This window comes from Phaeobacter sp. A36a-5a (assembly GCF_037911135.1).
Classification (GTDB): Bacteria; Pseudomonadota; Alphaproteobacteria; order Rhodobacterales; family Rhodobacteraceae; genus Phaeobacter; species Phaeobacter bryozoorum.
This window is the reverse complement of sequence record NZ_JBBLYU010000005.1, coordinates 149,127-166,964: the sequence shown is the minus strand read 5'-3', so window position 1 is coordinate 166,964 and position 17,838 is coordinate 149,127. Positions and strand designations below refer to the sequence as shown.

Sequence of the window (17,838 nt, the reverse complement as noted above, 5' to 3'; positions counted from 1 at the left end):
ATGACCTCCTTTATCGTGGTGTCTTGTGTTCCTCGCGACGGATCAGAGAAGGTCGCGGACCTTCTCCAGCAGTGCGGCGTTCACGGCGACGCCTTCAGACGCGGCACGTGTGCGGCAGCCACGACGTCCATCGCCCGGCAGCCGTGCGCCATCCTGATCATGGATTGATGCGATCAGGTCGGTCAGCCGGTCGTGGAATGCGCCGCCCGAGGTTGCTGCCGGATCGATCGCAATGAAGAACTGGCCGGTTTTTGGTGGCCCACCCGCGGTGCCAGAGAAGGGGCTGGCGACGGAGCCGAGGGTCGCGCCGGTCATGGCAGCCGCCATCAGTTCAACAGTCAAGGCGATGCCGACGCCCTTGTATCCGCCGGAAGGAACCATTGACCCCTTGAGCCCGGCCTCGGGATTGGTGGTTGGTTGCCCGTCAGCATCCAGCACCCAGCCTTCGGGGACCGCTTTGCCCTCCCGGGCGTGTTTCATAACTTCGCTCTTGGCAATTGTGCTGGCGGACTGGTCGATCAGCAGCGCGGCATTCCCGTCTGCGTCCGGGGCCGCGATCGAGAAGGGGTTGGTGCCGACAACCGGCTTCGCACCGCCGGAGGGCGCGATCGAGGCGGGCGCATTGGTGAAACCGATGCCAAGCAATCCTGCCTGCGCCAGCCGTTGCGTGTGAACTCCGAGGACACCGCAGTTGTAGGAGTTGTTCACCGCCAGAACCGCAACCCCCATCTCGCGGGCCAGCGGGATCAGTTTTTCAAAGCCGAGATCAATGGCGCTATGGGCAAAACCGGTCGCTGCGTCCACGGTGACAACCGCCGGGCGGGGCTGATCCACAACCGGCTTTGCCTGACCATCCACCTTTCCACATTCGACATGCTGGGCATAGATCGGGATATAGGCCAGCCCGTGCGAGGCGACGCCATCGGCTTCGGTCATGGCGGTTGCAACAGCAAGGGGGCGGGCGTTGGCTTCGGAGGTGCCGGCCTTGACCAACACGCGGAAGGCCAGGTCTTCGATTTCGGCAAGGGTCAGGGTTTCGGTTGCGGTCATATCGGGCTTTCTGTTTTTCAGTCTTCGGGTCAATGCCGGGCTGACCGGCAGTCGATGGGTGGATCAGTCGTTGTCGCTGAGGCCGGCCCCGGCGCCGCGCAGGCGGCTTTCCTCGGTCGCCGGGGCAAAGGTGCGATGGGCAAACTTGCCCAGCTGGTCCCAGCTTGCGTTGGAGACGCTTGCGCGCATCACCGGTTCTTGCTGGCCGGTCATCTCCGCAGGGGCGGAGAATACCATCCGTTCCGCCAGCAGGCTGTGCAGCGTCTCGCTGGAGCCCTGCACGCAGAGCCGCTTGCCATCGGTGGCCAGGCGCGCGCCCTGCCATTCGGCGGCAACCGGTCGGCCCAGTCGCAAGGCCGCGCCGCCCATGAAGGGCACCGCCAGCAAGGGAAAATTGACGTTCTCCATCGTGATCTTGCCGCGCTCCAGCAGGCGCACGGCACAATCGCTGAGTGCTGCACCGGCGATCAAGGGACTCATCCGGCGGGCAGGGGCGTGCCAGACCTCGGCTCGCAGCGAAACGGGCGATACGTCAATCGAGGGAATGCGATCATTCATCGTCAGCAGATCTGCCAGCATCTCGGTGCCGGGAAACCCAAAAGACGAAAGCCAGCGCGTACCCTTGGCGGCCTCTTCTGCCAATCCCCAGGACAGGCCCGCGCCACGGGCGGCGCGCTTGCTCATGGCCTCGATTTCATTCAACGAATGGCTCATGCCAGCCCCTCTTCCAGTTCGGGGAATACCCAGAATTCCGCGTTCTCAACGGTGAGTTCGGTGGGCAGCGGAGCATTGCCATACATGCAAATCCGCACCCAACGATCTGACCGGGGATCAAATTTCGTCGCGCCAAAGAATGCCAGCTTGCAGCGCAGCATATCGATCGGCAGGACCTGATCGGAAATCGTGTTGTCACGGATTTCCGCGTAGGGCGCGCGGCCGACGATCTGAACACGGCGCAGAACATGGCGGTGTTCGGAATGGCGCAACAGGAAATCTGCAACCTGCGCCTCGTCTGGCCAGTGGGCCAGAGCCTGGTACAACATCGCGGCATCTCGACCCGGTGCCAGCGGCTGCTCATATTCTTCGATGGGCTCCTCAAAGCGCTCACCCAGACGGGGTTCGAGCTTTTCCTCCGAAACATACCAGGCGCGTGCCTTGTTCTCTGGGGCCTGCCAGTTTGTGTCGATGGCCCAAGCGTATACGTCCCGCAGGATCTTGCGAAGATCGCCAATGGTCATAGCACCCGCAATGCGAAAGGTTGCGGTGTTATCTGCTGACATATCTTCGGCGAAGCCATCGACAAGCCCGCCGTAGGGCTCCAGCATCAGCGACGCGATCCATTCCTGACCCTCGAGCGAGAGCGTCTCTTCGGCCCAGCGGTAGAGGGCATCCCAGGGCTTCGGACCGGCCAGCGTCTGGATTTCCAGGTAGCTGGTCACCTGATCAGCGTCGGCACGCAGCGCGCTCAGTTTCTGGATCTGAATCGGATGCTGTGACTGCCAATCTGCAATTGTCAGCTTGCTGCGTGCCACCAGAGAGCGGAACACAGCGATATCGTCGGGATGCGCTTCCTCGATATTGCGCACCGCCTGAATCGCCTTTTCGCGCGCCGCGACCCAGTTGTTGAACAGCACCGGGTGGTTGAGCAGAAACGGCGCCATTCCAAGGCCGGTGGAATTGCCGATCCCCATTGACCGGGCCAGATCCGGAGCCAGTTTTGCGGCGGTGGTGCCCTCAGCCTTGGCGCGACAATCGGCCATATGCTGGACCAGATCGGTGACAAACCAGCGGGTCAGGTAGACCGATAGCATCTCAACCTGGAACGGCGCACGGAATTCGGGGCGTTCCGCGATCATCTCGCGGTCAGCCGCACCCAGTTTGCCGGACCCGTAGACCGCCGTTGTCCGCATCAGATAGCCGACGGCGTCGATCTGCTCTGCGGAGGGCTGCTGGCCAGAGGCCAATGCGCCGACCACATGTTCCCAGAGGCGCACCGACCGGTTGGCACGGGATACAGAAAGCTCCGACCCGGACACACGTCCGGCTTCTTGCACGGGGATATTCTGTGACAGCCGGGCGATATCCGCGTCAGAAGGAATACCGTCAAATAGTGTGAAAGTGGCGTCCCAGGCCTCTGCAATCACTCGGTCGGAGCGTTTTTCAGGCGGCAGGTCGTGGGCAAAGGCGACCAGGGAATATGCGCGCTCCGGCCCATATGCGGTGTAGACTGCATGGCCCTGACCGCTGTCGTCTATGTCAAATGCGGTCTGTTCAAATCGCCAGCCTTCGCGCGCCAGACGACGGGTCAGCACCCGCATGAATGACAGGCGCGACTGGTGCATAGAGCCAAGGCGTGCCAGACGCATGACGGTGTTCGGTTCACGGCAGAGAATGTCGGTCATTCGGATTGGCCTTTGTAATCAGGTCGTTAGTCGTATCCCGTATGATCTGAACAGGTCGGGCAGTTTGGATGGGTGGGCCGGGCGCCAGCAGCGCCCGGCAGCTATTCAGTTCTCTTTGCCTTTTGCCAATGTGATGCGCAGAGCATCCCAGAGCGATGGCAGAAGAATAAGCGACACCGGAACCGCGGTGACCACGATGAAGCTCTGTAGTTTTGATACGCCACCGGAACCGACGGAGATCAAAATGACCGCCATCACACCCATGGCGATGCCCCAGAAAACACGTACGGCGATGCTTGGGGTGTCGCCGTTGGTCATTGTAGCGGAAATCACGTAGCTCATCGAATCTCCGGTCGTGGCCACAAAGATCGTGGTCAGGATCAAGAACAGGATTGAGATCAAGAAACCCATCGGCAGATTGTTCGTGATTGCCAGTAGTGCCGCAGGCAGGTTGAAGCCTTCGAAAGCTGCGGAGATGGTGCCGGGCTCAGCCAGTTCCATCGCAATGCCCGTGCCCCCGATGATGGTGAACCAGAAGTTGGTCACGATGGGTGCGATGATCGACAGCATGATGATGATGGACCGGATCGACCGTCCGCGTGACACGCGGGCAATGAACATAGCCATCAGTGGCCCGTAGCCCATGAACCAGCCCCAGAAGAACACGGTCCACCATCCCAGCCAGCCGGGAGCGCCGAATATGCCTGCATCACCGCGATAGAGCGCCATCTGGAAGAAGTTGCCCAAATAGGTCGTAAAACCTGAGAAGAACGATCCGAAGATGAAACCGGTAGGCCCGGCAATGAGCACATAGACCAGCAACACGGCGGCCAGGATCACATTGATCTTGGACAGCATCTGGATGCCGCGCGACAGGCCGGTCATCGCCGAGATCGTGTAGAGTGCCACCAGTGCGCCGATCACCACGAACTGAGTGGCAAAAACGTCCGGGATGCCGAAGAGATCGGAGAGACCATAGCTCACCTGAAGCCCAAGAAAGCCGATCGGACCGACGGTACCCGCTACCACGGCGATGATCGATGATGCGTCGGCGATCACCCCGATGGGGCCGTTGATAGCCTTGTCCTTGAACACCGGATAGAGCAGCGTCCGGGGGGCCAGCGGCAGGCCCTTTTCATAGTGATAATGCATCAGCATGACCGTGGAGAGCGAACCGAGGATCGCCCATGCTAGAAACCCCCAATGCATGAAGCTTTGTGCGATAGCGGGGGTAACGGCGGCTTCGCTACCTCCTTCGGCCCCGTAGAGGGGAGGCGAGTAGAGGAAATGCGCAATCGGCTCCCCGGCCGCCCAGAACACGCCACCACCAGCAAGCAGAGTACACATGACCATGGATCCCCACTGGAACGTGGTGAATTCAGGCGCGGCCAGCCCGCCGAGAATAGCGCGCCCACCGGGCAGGACGCAGAGCAGCAAACCGATCAGAAAGGTCGCAAGCAGTAGAATTTGCCAGTACAGGCCGAAATAGGTCGCCGAGATGTTGAACCCCCAGTCGACCAGTGCCGACAGCCCGTCAAGATTGACCAGTGCTGCGGCACAGAATAGCGCGATAAAACCGCCTGAAAGCAGAAACAGCGGCTTGTTGATCCGGCTCTCCTGCGGTGTTGTCTCCATAGATGTCTCTGACATCTTTCCCTCCCATTGGTTGGCCCGCGCACTGGTCGGGCCGATATTTCTGTCTATCCCGGTCTTTAATCCCCCGATTTTGGACCGAAATTCTCTTCAAAGAAGCGATACCAGTTGCCTCCCATGACAGCTGATACCTCGTCGTTGTTCATGCCGACCTCGCGCAGCCCGTCTTCGATATTTCCGAAGTCGCGGTTGTCTTCGAACCAGCTGGGCATTGGCGGGAAACCCGGCGCGGATTTGGAGCCTTCGCCGTAGTCGATCTCCTTGGTCCAGCGACCCACACGCATCCATTCGACGACGCTGTCCGGCTGGTCCTGGCAAAGGTCAGTGCCGATCCCGAGATGTTCAACGCCGAATTTCTCGGCGGTTCGGGCAATCATCTCGCAGAAGCTTTGCAGCGTGCAGTTGGACTTGTCCTTCAGGTGATGCGGATAGACCGAGAAGCCCAGCATCCCGCCATGGCCGGTCACTGCGCGGATGACGTCATCCTTCTTGTTGCGCAGGGCCGGCGACCATTCATGCGGGTTGGCATGAGTAATGGCGATCGGGCGGCTGGAAATTTCCGCTGCTTCGATGGTGGAACGGTCGGCGGAATGGCTCATGTCCACGACCAGGCCGACCCGGTTCATCTCCTTGATCACCTGCTTGCCCATGCGGGTGATCCCCATGTCCTCGGCCTCATAACACCCCGTCGCCAGCAGCGACTGGTTGTTGTAGGTGAGCTGCATGAATCGGGCGCCCAGCGTGTGCAGGATCTCCACCAGGCCGATGTCGTCCTCTATCGGCGAGGGGTTCTGGAAACCGAAGAACACAGCGGTGCGGCCGGTTTCGCGGGCCTTGTCGATGTCAGAGGCCCACTGCCCCTTCATGATCAGATCCGGGTACTGCTCGAACCAGCGGTTCCATTTCTCGAAGTTCAGGACCGTCTCGCGGAAGGTCTCATGATAGGCAATGGTGACATGGATTGCGTCCACGTTGCCCTCGCGCAGCTGGCGGAAGATTTTTTCCGACCAATTGGCATATTGCAGGCAGTCGATACGATATCCGGTCATTCAAGCACCTCGGTTTTCAAAGTCCACTACCCGGCCTGTAATGCCAGGCAGGATGCGCCCGCCTCGGGGGAAACAAGGAGGGCGGGCGCGTCCGCAAACTGGCAGGCCGGCGATGCGGCACTGCCAAGAATTCAGTCTCAGACCGGCTTGCCGGCGCTGATGTAGGCGGTTTTGACGGTGGTATAGAACTCCGCCGCTGCCTTACCCTGCTCGCGCGGGCCATAGGAACTGTCGCCGCGGCCACCGAATGGCACATGGTAGTCGGTGCCTGCGGTTGGCAGGTTGACAGTGACCACACCGGTGCGCGCGTTGCGGCGGAAATGGGTGGCGCGCGCCAGCGACTGGGTGACAATGCCCGAGGTCAGGCCGAAGTTGGTGTCATTCACCACCGACAGCGCCTCGTCATAGCTGCCGACCTTGATCACGCTGGTCAGCGGCGCGAACATTTCCTCGCGGTTGATGCGCATGTCGTTGGTGGTGTTGAGGAAAACGCCAGGGGACATGTAGAAGCCCTCGTGCGGCATCTGCAGACGCAGGCCGCCGCAGGCCAGTTCAGCACCTTCAGAAGTGCCAATGTCCACATAGGCCAGGTTCTCGTTCAGCTGCTGCTCGCTGACCACCGGCCCCATCTGCACGCCCGCTTCCAGCGCGTGGCCCACTTTCATGGCCTGTGCCCCGGCGACAAGTTTGTCGACAAAGGCATCATGAATGGCCGCGTGGACCACGAGCCGGGAGGAGGCTGTGCATTTCTGTCCGGTGCCGCCAAAGGCGCCACCGAGGGCCAGCGTGACGGCCAGATCCAGATCTGCGTCGTCCATCACCGCCAGCGCGTTCTTGGAGCCCATCTCCATCTGCACCTTGGTCAGGTTCTGGATGGCGGCGGCAGCAATCCCTTTGCCCACCGGCACCGAGCCGGTGAAGGAGATCGCGTTCACTTTGGGGCTTTCGACCAGACGCTGGCCGATGGAACGGCCGGAGCCCATGACCAGCGAGAACAGGCCCTTGGGGATATCCTGCCGGTTGATGATCTCGGCCAGCGCGACGGCTGATGCCGGGGTGATGTTGGCCGGTTTCCACACCACGGCGTTGCCATAGCAAAGCGCCGGCGCGATTTTCCAGGAGGCGGTAGCGGTCGGGAAGTTCCAAGGGCTGATGATCGCCACCGTACCGACCGCTTCCCGGCGCACATCCACCTCGATGTCGGGACGCACGGAGTCGGCGTTTTCCCCGATCTGGCGGAGGCATTCGGCGGCGTAATAGGTGAAGAACTGGCCGGCGCGGTAAACTTCGCCTTTACCCTCGGCCAGCGGCTTGCCTTCTTCACGGCTCAGGAGCGTGCCGAGTTCTTCGGCGCGGGCCATCATCTCGTTGCCGATTGCGTTCAGCACGGCCTGCTTACGCTCAAGCCCATAGGCCGCCCATTCACGCTGGGCGACCTGCGCCTGGTCCAATGTCGCATCCAGTTGATCGGCGCTGGCCTGCGCGAAGATACCAACGAGGTCGCTCAGATCCGATGGGTTGCGGTTCTCGACTTCGCTCTCACCAGCCAGCCATTCACCGGCAATCAGGTTCTTTTGGATATCAGTCATGGTCGGAGGCCTCACACAGAATTCAGTTTCCATGGGTATGGACATGCGCGACCACTTCAATCAAACTCAAATTACTGAACATCATTTCAGAAACTCTGAAGTTAGTGCTCATGGCTTTGAAAATTGAATTGCTCCGCGGTTTTGCTGCAGTCGCTCGAAGTGGAAACCTGAGTGATGCTGCCGGTATTCTTGGGCGCACGCCCTCTGCCGTATCGATGATGCTCAAGCAGCTGGAAACCCATCTTGGCGAACCGCTGTTTGAAACCGACCGTAAGAACAGGCTGACCGCCCTTGGGGCCTTTGTGCTGGAACAAGCAGAGCGCGAGTTGCAGCAATACGATACGATGGTCAAAGCCATAGAAGGCTATGCCAAGGCCACCCACGGACATGTCCGCATAGCCACGGTTCCATCGGTCGCCGGCACCGTCATGCCCTTGGTCTTTTCCAGGTACATCAACGATTTCAAGAATGTAGATATTGAGTTGCGAGATATGGACTCGATCTCGGTTCTGCATGAGCTGTCCCGTGAACGCATCGACATCGGTATTGCAACACTGGGCCAGAACAGCTCTGGATTGCACAGCCAGCATCTGCTGTCGGATGCGTTCGGAGTGATCTGCGCACCCAGTCACCCGCTGGCGCAGGAGCAGGGGAAAATCGAATGGGAGATGCTGCGGAACGAAAGGCTGATCGCCAATAGCCTGTCGGCCAGCATCAAGGCGGAGCAATCCAGAGAGCTGCACGACAGGGCGCTTTTGAAGGCACAGAACCTGACCTCCATCATGGCTATGGTGCAGGCTGAAATCGGGGTAACTATTTTGCCGGAGATGGCCGCGCGAGCCGCGAATGCGACGGGGCTGGCGTTCCGACCATTGGCTGATTCGCTTGCGACTCGCCAGATCCACCTGCTTCGGAAAACCGATACGGCGCTGTCTCCTGCGGCCCGTTTGCTGGAAAAACACATCCTGAGCTGTGCTGCCGAATTGACCAAAGGAGGCCTGTCGTGACCCTAACCAAGACGCCGCTTACGCTTGGCATTATGATCTTTCCTGGTTTCCCTATGGCTTGCCTGACGTCTTGCATCGAGCCGCTGAGGGCCGCCAATGAAATCGCGGGGAAGGAGGCGTTTCGCTGGACTGTTGTTGCCGAAACAACGGAGCCGGTCGCGTCCTCGGCAGGGGTGACGTTCAGCCCGGATCGTGTGCTGGCCGATCTTACGGATCACGATTATCTGTTCTTTGCGGCGGGTCCTAATGCGCGCTTTGATCAATCGGCGCGTGCCAATGCCGCGCTCCAGCGGCTTACCCGGAACAAGACCCGACTTGGCGCCTTCAGCGGGGGGGTGTTTCCGCTGGCACGCACCGGTTTGGTCGGGAGCGACCCGCTCTCGGTTCACTGGTGCTATGAGGCTGCTTTTGAAGCGGAATTTCCTGAGATCGAGAGGCTGAGCACAGTGATCTGCGATGAGGGGGCTTTCACCACGATTTCCGGGGCGACGGCGGTTTTCGACTATATGTTGACACTGATAGAAGACCATTTGGGCGGCGATATCATGGCCGAAGTTGCCTGCTGGTTTCAGCATCCATATGTGCGCAGCGCCACGACGTCGCAAAAGACACCCGCGTTTTCAACAGCCAAGAGCAAGGATCTGTTGCCCAAGAAGGTGACGCAGGCCATTGAACATTTTGCCGAGCATATCGAAGACCCTATTCAAATCAGCGATGTAGCGAATGCTATTGGTGTATCGGCGCGATCCCTCGAACGCAGTTTCAAGGAGGCGACGGGTCAGAGCCCGCTGAAATACTATCGGATGATGCGGATGAATCAGGCGCGGCAACTGGTGCTGTATTCCAGCACCTCGGTCACCGAAATCGCCTATATGGTAGGTTACAGCACGCCGGGCGCGTTCCTGCGGATATACCGCGAGAGCTTTGGCGTCACGCCGATCAATGATCGCCGGGCGAAAAACTCCCTCCGCGTAAAAAGCGGCGACGCCCTGCCTGCGGGATAGGACACCGCAGACAGGCGGGTTTTACGCGATGGAATGAGCTGCGCTTATAAGCGCGTGGTGAAGGGAGGCCGCGGAGGAGCGCGGTCCCAATACTGCCATGTGATCCTCTGCCCGGCGCCAGAGGAATACGCCGAGATGTTCCAACGTGCCCCGAATAACGCGCCCTGTTGTCATATTGCGCACAGGTGCATTGCTGAGCCGTTCGAACAGATCGCAGAGTGTCGGACCGGTGACATCGAAACGGCACCAGCCATCGGTCTGTTCGACCACCGAGGCAGCCGCACCCACCACTTGTTTCAGATCACGCGCCAGCAATTCATGGCGGTCATGCGGGGCCGAGATCATCCATTGAGCGGGTCCGGTCCAAAAAACGGAGATTCCCCCCGAGTCTGAAGATGTGCCGACATCTGGAAGCGTCATGCCATGCGCCGAACCAAGAGCCGCCCGCAGTGCCGTTTCCTGATCTTTACGCGCTGTAATCGAGGCCAGGGCCTGGTCTGTCACCTCTGAGATGGTCAGGTCGCCGATCCGGTCAATCCGGGCCGTATCGCTGCCAAGTGGGCTGATTGGACTGAGCTTATGCACGGAGCTTCTCCCCTTCCGGGTCAACAAAATGTGGGCTGACAATCTCAACCAGGACTGTTTGGTTTTCCAACGGGTTCACAAGGCGCAGCCGTTCTCCTGTGCGGTCCGACCCACCTTTGACAAAAGCCAGGCCAATCGCGCTTTTCAGGATGGGTGAATAGGCCGCGGAGGTGACATATCCCTGATCATGTGCCGCCTCCACGGGGCCGTCGGCTGCCATCAGATGCCCCCCGGCGGGCAGGCTGTCGCTGCTGTTGACGGGGCGAAGCCCTACCAGGTGCAGCGCCGCTTCGGTATTCATCCCCTCGCGTCGGCTGAGGACATTGCCAATGCAGTCCTTGCTGGTTGAGACCATGCGCCCGAGTCCGAGGTTCAGTGCGGATGTTGTCCCGTTCAGCTCATTGCCGGCGGCGTGTCCTTTTTCGATCCGCATGACACCCAGAGCTTCTGTGCCATAGGGGGTCACGTCGAATTCCTCACCGGCGGCCATCATTTCCCGCAGCAGCGCGTCGCCATAGCGTGTCGGCACCGCGATTTCATAGGCCAGCTCACCGGAGAAAGAGATCCGGAACAGTCGGGCGCGGCATCCGCCGCAGACAGTGATTTCGCCGCAGCCCATGAAGGGAAACGCTTCGTTTGAGATGTCAAATTCTGGGTCGACAATCTTCTGTAGCAATCTCCGCGCATTTGGCCCGGCGACGGAATATTGTGCCCAGGCCTCGGTTGTCGAAATCAGTTGAACGTCCAGATCCGGACACAGGCACTGACGCACGAATTCCATATTGCGATAGACCAGAACCGCATTGGCCGTGGTTGTAGTGACGACAAAATGATCCTCTGCAAGACGGGCCGCAGTGCCGTCATCATAGGCGATACCATCCTCACGCAGCATGAGCCCATAGCGCACCTTGCCAACCGGTAATTTGGCAAACCCGTTTGCATAAATCATGTTGAGGAAGGTCGCGGCATCCGTGCCCTGAACGTCGATCTTCCCCAAAGTGGTTACGTCGCAAATGCCCACCGAATTACGCGTTTGCAGCACTTCGCGGTCGACGGATTGGCGCCAATGGGTTTCACCGTCACGCGGGAACCACTGCGCGCGCAGCCAGTTGCCGACCTCAACGAACACCGCGCCTTGTTCCTCGGCCCATTTGTGACTGGGTGTCAGGCGGGTTGGGTGGAAATCCTTACCCACCGCTCGCCCCGCCAGAGCGCCCATCGCCACCGGCGTATAGGGCGGACGAAAGATGGTCGTGCCGGTTTCCGGGATTGACTTGCCGGTGAGCTCGGCCATCACTGCCAACGCGCCAAGGTTCGAGGTTTTGCCCTGGTCGGTGGCCATGCCGAGTGTGGTGTAGCGTTTCAGATGTTCCACCGAGGTGAAGTTTTCCTGATGCGCCAGCTTCACGTCCTTTACCGTCACATCATTCTGGAAATCCAGCCAAGCGCGCTTTGCGCCTTTGACCTGCCAGAACGGGGTCAGCGAGACGGGTGCGTCTTCAGCATGGGGCAGATCGGCTGCACCGGCCGAGATGCCGAGATCGGCAAGCGCCTCGATCGTTTTCTGGACACCCCCCGCAAGGGCCTGTGCGGTGGTCATATCTCCCATAGCAGCCCCGGCGACCAGCTGACCGTTTGGCAGCCCTGCGGCCGGAACAAAAGACTGGATGGCCTCGTTCCAGACGGGGCGACCACGCTGGTGGCACGTCAGGCCCAGATTGGGATTCCAACCCCCGGACATGGCCAGCGCGTCGCAGGCGATTGTTCGGGTTTGCCCATTTGCCAGGCGCAGGGTGACAGACGTCAGGCCAAGCCGCCCCTTGGTGTCGGTAATCTCGGCACCTGCCAGAACCTCGGTTCCCGGCAGGGCTGGCGCATCCGGTCGCACGTCAATGATCGCGGGGACCTCGACACCCTTTGCCATGAGGTCACGAGCGGTTTGATGTGCATCGTCATTGTTGGCGAACACCACGACCGAATGGCCGGGGGTCGCCGCCCAGCGATTGGCATAGGCACGCACGGCGCCCGCCAGCATAATGCCGGGCCGATCATTATTTTCAAAGGCGATCGGTCGCTCAATGGCTCCCGTGGCGATCAGCGCGCGTTTGGAATAGATCCGCCAAAGGGTCTGACGCGGTTTGCCAGCTGCGGGTTTTGGCAGATGGTCGGCATTGCGCTCAACCGCACCATAGATACCGTGATCATAGGCGCCAAAGACTGTGGTGCGGGGCATCACCCGCACATTCGGGAGCGTCGCAAGCTCTGCCTGTGTCTGGGCCACCCAGTCCGGGCCTGACATATCGGACAAAGCCTGAGTTTCACTTAGCAGACGACCGCCTAGGTGACTATCTTCATCCGCGAGTATGACCTGAGCGCCAGCGCGCCCTGCGGTCAATGCTGCGGCCAGGCCGGCTGGTCCGGCGCCTATGATCAACAGATCACAGTGCAGATATCCCTTGTCGTAGGCGTCGGGATCCGCCTCACCGGTCAGGCTGCCAAGGCCCGCTGCCTTGCGGATGATCGGTTCATAGAGCTTTTCCCAGAATGCTTTGGGCCACATGAAGGTCTTGTAGTAGAACCCTGCGGTCAGGAAGTTCGAGAACCGGTCATTGATCGCCATCACGTCATGTTCGAGCGATGGCCAGCGGTTCTGCGATTGGGCCTCCAATCCTGCGTAGAGTTCGATAACCGTGGCGCGCGTATTCGGTTCCTGACGACCACCGGACCGCAGTTCAACGAGGGCGTTCGGCTCCTCGCTGCCCGCGGTCAGCACGCCCCGCGGGCGGTGGTACTTGAAGGAGCGGCCCATAAGGCGCACGCCATTGGCAAGCAGTGCTGACGCCAGCGTATCTCCCTGATGGCCTTGGTAGTTCTTACCGTCGAATTGGAACGACAAGCCTGTGTCGTGGTCGATCAGTCCGCCGGACAGACGGTTTTTCAGTGGGGGGTGCGAACTCATTGCAGCGCCTCCTGCGGCGTGTTTGCGGCTCTGTTCGCAAGGGCAACATCCCGCGCCAGTTCAACTTTCAGTATCTCATGCGTGACCGTATTGCGGGTGACGACCAGCCAGGAACGATCGCCCTGTTCATGAAACCACAATTCGCGATGCTCCCCAGCCGGGTTCTGACGCAGATAGAGGTAATCGTGGAATTGCTGCAGCGCGGTCTCCGAAAGCCAATAGGGGCGGTTCATAAGACCAGCATCGCCCAGATAGGTGAATTCCTGCGCGTCGCGTGGGCCGAGTAGCGGATGGTTGATGATCATCTGGACAAGTCCTCAATGCAGGTTCGGTTGGGCGCCCTGGCCCTTTTCGTCGATCATGCGGCCAGTCATGAAGCGATCCAGCCGGTAGGCGGTTGCCGTCTCATGCGGGCGGTCTGTTTTCAGCAGATGGGCAAAGCAATAGCCCGCAGCTGGCGTGGCCTTGAAGCCGCCGTAGCACCAGCCCCCGTTGAAATAGAGCCCGTCGATATGGGTCTTGTCGATGAAGGGAGAGCCGTCCATCGACATATCCATGATGCCGCCCCAGCTGCGCAGGAGACGCGCGCGACCAAGAGCCGGGATCAGGGACATGCCGCTTTCCACCACATCCTCGACCACTGGCAAATTCCCACGTTGTGCGTAGGAGTTATACATGTCGATATCGCCGCCAAAGACGAGCCCGCCCTTGTCTGACTGGCTGCAATAAAAATGCCCGGCGCCATAGGTGATCACCCCGGGAATGAAGGGCTTCAGCCCCTCGGAGACGAAGGCCTGCAGAACATGGCTCTCGATGGGCAGGCGCATCCCGGCGAGGGCCATGACCCGGCTGGAATTGCCAGCAACCGACACGCCCACCTTTCCCGCGCCAATGTAGCCGCGAGAGGTTTCGACACCGCACACCTTGCCTCCGTCGATACGCAGGCCCGTGACCTCGCAATTTTGAATGATATCGACGCCGCGCTGATCCGCGCCCCGGGCATAGCCCCAGGCCACCGCATCGTGGCGCACCGTTCCGCCGCGCCGGTGCAGCAACCCGCCCTTGATCGGGAAGCGGGCATCGTCGAAGTTCAGGAAGGGATACATGGCGCGCACACCGGCGGTATCCAGCAGTTCCGCGTCCGAGCCGTTCAGGATCATCGCATTGCCGCGGCGCCGGGCTGCGTCGCGCTGCGCATCGCTGTGGATCAGGTTCAGGATCCCACGCTGGCTGACCATCGCATTGTAGTTCAGATCCTGCTCCAGGTTTTCCCAAAGCTTGAGTGAGAACTCGTAAAAAGGCTCATTGCCATCCAGCAGGTAGTTGGATCGGATGATGGTTGTGTTGCGTCCGACGTTGCCGCCACCAATCCAGCCCTTTTCCAGCACCGCGATCCGCGCGCCGCCGAATTCCTTGGCGAGGTAATAGGCAGTGGCCAGACCATGGCCGCCGCCCCCGATGATGACGTAATCGTAGGCGGGCTTTGGCGCTGCATCGCGCCATTGCGGGCGCCAGCCTTTGTGCCCGCTCAGAGCTTCCTTGATCAGTCCAAACGCAGAGTATCGCATGGGGGCTCCTGTTTCTTTCCGCACCAGTTGCCGCGAATTCGGGGGATCTTGCCGATGCGCTTTCGGACAAGATTCAGGTCAGAATCGACATTCGGGGCCTGGGCCGCTCGCCAGTCTTTGCAATCTTCGATCCCGAGTGCTTGGACGGGTCATCCTGCAGGGGCGAAAGTGGCGATGATTCCGGAGCGGGTCCAGTCGGTATTGGCGGGCGAGGCGCATGAATTCCACCACGTGGAATACGGCTCTGGCGTCATGGATGCCGGTCTGGATTTACCCGATCATCGGTCCCGATTACCCACAAAAACGGTACCAAGATGACACAGAGCCAAAATCGAGAAGAGTTCCGCGCGTTGATAGCTGATGTCGATGATGTGGTTGTGGACCGCTTAATGGTCGGTGCCGTTGATCTCCACGTGCATTCAGGACCCTCGATCATGGAACGCCAGATCGACCATATTCAGGCGGTCGAGCAAGCGGCGGCTGCCGGAATGCGTGGCATCCTGTTCAAGGACCACCATTACGCGGTTGCACCGTTTCTGCCGATGATGAAGCGTCTGGTCGGGGATCTGGGCGTAGCGATGTATGGCGGGTTGGTTCTGAACAACACGACCGGGGGAATCAACCCGCATGTGGTTGATTCCCAGTTGAAACATGGCGGTACGATGATCTGGATGCCGACGGCGCAATCGGCCAATCATATCCGTTCGTCCTTTCGGAAATCGCGGTTGGAGATGAATGTGAAGCTCAAGCCTCCACGGCTTTTGACCGTCGTGGACGATCGGGGGGGCATCATTGATCCGGTCAAAGAGGTATTGGATTCAATTGCCGAGTTCGATGCGGTTCTGTCCTCAGGGCATCTTCACGTCTGGGAGATATGGAAGCTGTTCGAGGAAGCCAAAACGCGTGGGGTGAAGAAACTGATCGTCAATCACCCAATGTACGGGCTTCACTTTACCTACGACGATATTCGCGAGATCGCCGAATTTGGTGCGCTGGTTGAGCAATCTGCCTGCCTTTATGTTGATAGCCGCTTTAACGTGTTCGAACCGCATCTTCTGGCTGAGCACATCCGCGCTGCCGGTGTCGAACATTCTTCGATCGGATCAGATTTGGGTCAGATCGACAATCCAACTCCGGTCGAAGGAATGCGACAGGCGATCAAGCTGTGCCTCGTCAGCGGCTTCAGCGAGGATGAAATTCGCCTGCTGGTGCGGGATAACCCGTCGCGTCTTGTTGGTCTGGCGCCGGCCTCCGACGCGTGAAAGGGCAGGATATGACCTATGTTAAGGGCGGATTTCGTCAGAGGTTTCTACACGAAACCAATCTGACCGGGAGTTTTCTGAAGATTGCGCATACCATGCCTGCAGAAATCCTCGGAGTGGCCGGCTATGACTTTGTAGTGGTCGACGAGGAGCACGCTCCGATTTCTCGTGAGGCCACGGATCGGATCGTTCTGGCCTGCAAGGCGGCAGATATTGGCTGTCTTGTTCGGGTAAAGAGCGCCGAACCGGCGGACATCCTGTCGGCTTTGGATTGCGGTGCAGACGGGATTCTTGTTCCGCATGTTGACACAGCACAGAAAGCCAGGGCGATCGTCTCCGCCGCGCGCTATCGCGGCGGATCGCGGGGCTATTCGCCGACGACGCGTGCGGGTCGATTTGGGGAGGTCACGCTGGCCGAGCATGTTGAAAAGGAAGACAACAGGGGCCTGGTCATCGCGATGATCGAGGATCCTTTGGCGGTCGAGCAGATTGACGCGATAGTGACGACCGATGGGCTGGATGGTGTGTTTATCGGGCGCGGCGATCTGACCGTTGCCTATGGCGAAACAAAGCCCGGGTCAGAGCCTGTATTGCGGGCGACAAAAACCATCTGCGCAACGGCGCGGGCGCACGGGGTGGCGATCTGCGCCATGGCGGGTTCGGCCAAGGATGCCGGATGGCTCTGCGAACTGGGAGTGACCGCCTTCGTGCTCGCGTCTGATCAGACGTTCATCCGCGATGCGGCCCGCGCGCGGCTTGCCGAGCTTCGCAATGCCCTTTCCGCAGTACAGGAGTGACTGATGGCCTATGACAAGACAGACCCGCGGTCGGCGCTGCGCACAAAAGCCGCGGCCAAGCCCAGAACGGGGCTAGTAGCGATTCCGCAGATTGGTGAGTTCGACAAGATCGACCCCGCTGTTCGCAGCAGCGACGGCCTGACATGGCGCCTGAGAGGCCAGAACTTTGTTGTCATGCGCACCGAAGCGGAACCGGGAGGCAGTTTTACCAGACAAAATCAGTGCGACGAATATGTTGTCCTGCTGCCGGAGAACGGCGCGACGATCACTGTCGGCGGTAATTCCTGCGACGTGCCTGGGAACTCCATTGCCTTCGTGCCACCCGGCGACAGCGCAGTGATCCTTCCCGAAGGGGGGCGTTTTTTCCGGCTGTTCACCAGCCGATCAAAGGATCTGCTGGCGCTTTGCACCAATGGTGACGCTTATCAATCGCTGCGCAGTCATATTCCGCCCTTGCAAGACTGGCCAAAGCCCACCGATGGGTGGCAACTCCGGCATTACTCGTTGGATGTCCCGCCAGAGCCGGGTCGATTTGGCCGGATTTTTCGATGCACCACCTTCATGGTCAATGTGCTTGATCCTTATGACGGGCCACGCGACACAACCAAAATGTCGCCACATCATCATGATGATTTCGAACAATGCTCACTGGTGCTTGAGGGCGCTTATTCGCATCATTTGCGCTGGCCCTGGACCACGGATATGGCGGATTGGCGCCCTGATCAGGAGGTCAAAGTGGGCGCCCCGTCGGTGACTGTTATTCCTCCGCCCGTCATCCATACCAGTCGTGCGACGGGTGCTGACAGAAACGCAATGGTTGATGTCTTCTGTCCCCCGCGTGAGGATTTCAGTCTGAAACCCGGTTGGGTGTTGAATGCGGCTGACTATCCGATGGCGGGCTGACCGGATCGGA

At 59.8% G+C, this 17,838-nt stretch carries 15 protein-coding genes; 5 read left to right on the top strand and 10 right to left on the bottom strand.

Going from position 1 to position 17,838, the window contains the following annotated elements; all coding sequences use genetic code 11:
• Positions 1 to 42: 42 nt before the first annotated feature.
• From WLQ66_RS17865 to WLQ66_RS17840, 6 genes are all read right to left on the bottom strand, one after another.
• On the bottom strand, positions 43 to 1,050 hold the full coding sequence (locus WLQ66_RS17865) for an Ldh family oxidoreductase (RefSeq protein WP_340547688.1): 1,008 nt from the start codon (positions 1,048 to 1,050) through the stop codon (positions 43 to 45).
• A gap of 63 nt (positions 1,051 to 1,113) precedes the next feature.
• Complete coding sequence (locus tag WLQ66_RS17860) at positions 1,114 to 1,764, bottom strand: DUF3726 domain-containing protein (RefSeq protein WP_340547687.1); 651 nt, start codon at positions 1,762 to 1,764, stop codon at positions 1,114 to 1,116.
• Complete coding sequence (locus WLQ66_RS17855; RefSeq protein WP_340547686.1) at positions 1,761 to 3,452, bottom strand: hypothetical protein; 1,692 nt, start codon at positions 3,450 to 3,452, stop codon at positions 1,761 to 1,763. The genes WLQ66_RS17860 and WLQ66_RS17855 overlap by 4 nt, the downstream gene beginning before the upstream one ends.
• Positions 3,453 to 3,557: 105 nt before the next feature.
• On the bottom strand, positions 3,558 to 5,102 hold the full coding sequence (locus WLQ66_RS17850) for a BCCT family transporter (RefSeq protein ID WP_340547685.1): 1,545 nt from the start codon (positions 5,100 to 5,102) through the stop codon (positions 3,558 to 3,560).
• Positions 5,103 to 5,164: 62 nt separating this feature from the next.
• Positions 5,165 to 6,154 carry a membrane dipeptidase gene (locus tag WLQ66_RS17845; protein WP_340547684.1) on the bottom strand — a complete coding sequence of 330 codons (990 nt, stop codon included), beginning with the start codon at positions 6,152 to 6,154 and terminating at the stop codon, positions 5,165 to 5,167.
• 137 nt (positions 6,155 to 6,291) lie between these two features.
• Positions 6,292 to 7,743: an aldehyde dehydrogenase family protein gene (locus WLQ66_RS17840; protein WP_340547683.1), complete on the bottom strand. Its 1,452-nt coding sequence runs from the start codon at positions 7,741 to 7,743 to the stop codon at positions 6,292 to 6,294.
• A 110-nt stretch (positions 7,744 to 7,853) separates the two neighbouring features.
• Here WLQ66_RS17840 and WLQ66_RS17835 point away from each other — a divergent pair, with 110 nt between their 5' ends.
• Entirely contained in the window at positions 7,854 to 8,750 is an 897-nt protein-coding gene (locus WLQ66_RS17835) for a LysR family transcriptional regulator (protein ID WP_340547682.1), read from the top strand.
• Positions 8,747 to 9,754 (top strand): GlxA family transcriptional regulator, encoded by a 1,008-nt coding sequence (locus WLQ66_RS17830; RefSeq protein WP_340547681.1) that lies wholly within the window; start codon positions 8,747 to 8,749, stop codon positions 9,752 to 9,754. Before WLQ66_RS17835 ends, WLQ66_RS17830 begins: the two co-directional genes overlap by 4 nt.
• A gap of 21 nt (positions 9,755 to 9,775) precedes the next feature.
• Here WLQ66_RS17830 and WLQ66_RS17825 read toward each other — a convergent pair whose 3' ends face one another.
• From WLQ66_RS17825 to WLQ66_RS17810, 4 genes are read right to left on the bottom strand one after another with little or no spacing between them, the layout of a single operon-like run.
• Positions 9,776 to 10,339 carry a sarcosine oxidase subunit gamma gene (locus tag WLQ66_RS17825; RefSeq protein WP_340547680.1) on the bottom strand — a complete coding sequence of 188 codons (564 nt, stop codon included), beginning with the start codon at positions 10,337 to 10,339 and terminating at the stop codon, positions 9,776 to 9,778.
• Entirely contained in the window at positions 10,332 to 13,298 is a 2,967-nt protein-coding gene (locus WLQ66_RS17820; protein ID WP_340547679.1) for a sarcosine oxidase subunit alpha family protein, read from the bottom strand. The genes WLQ66_RS17825 and WLQ66_RS17820 overlap by 8 nt, the downstream gene beginning before the upstream one ends.
• A complete protein-coding gene (locus WLQ66_RS17815; RefSeq protein WP_340547678.1) occupies positions 13,295 to 13,603 on the bottom strand; it encodes a sarcosine oxidase subunit delta in 309 nt (102 codons plus the stop codon). Before WLQ66_RS17815 ends, WLQ66_RS17820 begins: the two co-directional genes overlap by 4 nt.
• Positions 13,604 to 13,615: 12 nt before the next feature.
• Positions 13,616 to 14,866, bottom strand: a complete 1,251-nt coding sequence (locus WLQ66_RS17810) for a sarcosine oxidase subunit beta family protein (RefSeq protein WP_340547677.1) — start codon at positions 14,864 to 14,866, stop codon at positions 13,616 to 13,618.
• Positions 14,867 to 15,180: 314 nt separating this feature from the next.
• On the opposite strand from WLQ66_RS17810, the gene WLQ66_RS17805 reads away from it, so the two are divergent.
• From WLQ66_RS17805 to WLQ66_RS17795, 3 genes are read left to right on the top strand one after another with little or no spacing between them, the layout of a single operon-like run.
• The gene (locus tag WLQ66_RS17805) at positions 15,181 to 16,128 is read left to right on the top strand and encodes a DUF6282 family protein (protein ID WP_340547676.1); all 948 of its coding nucleotides are present in this window, start codon (positions 15,181 to 15,183) and stop codon (positions 16,126 to 16,128) included.
• Entirely contained in the window at positions 16,125 to 16,925 is an 801-nt protein-coding gene (locus WLQ66_RS17800) for an HpcH/HpaI aldolase family protein (RefSeq protein ID WP_340547675.1), read from the top strand. Before WLQ66_RS17805 ends, WLQ66_RS17800 begins: the two co-directional genes overlap by 4 nt.
• A 3-nt stretch (positions 16,926 to 16,928) precedes the next feature.
• On the top strand, positions 16,929 to 17,828 hold the full coding sequence (locus WLQ66_RS17795) for a cupin domain-containing protein (protein ID WP_340547674.1): 900 nt from the start codon (positions 16,929 to 16,931) through the stop codon (positions 17,826 to 17,828).
• The last annotated feature ends 10 nt before the right edge of the window (positions 17,829 to 17,838 follow it).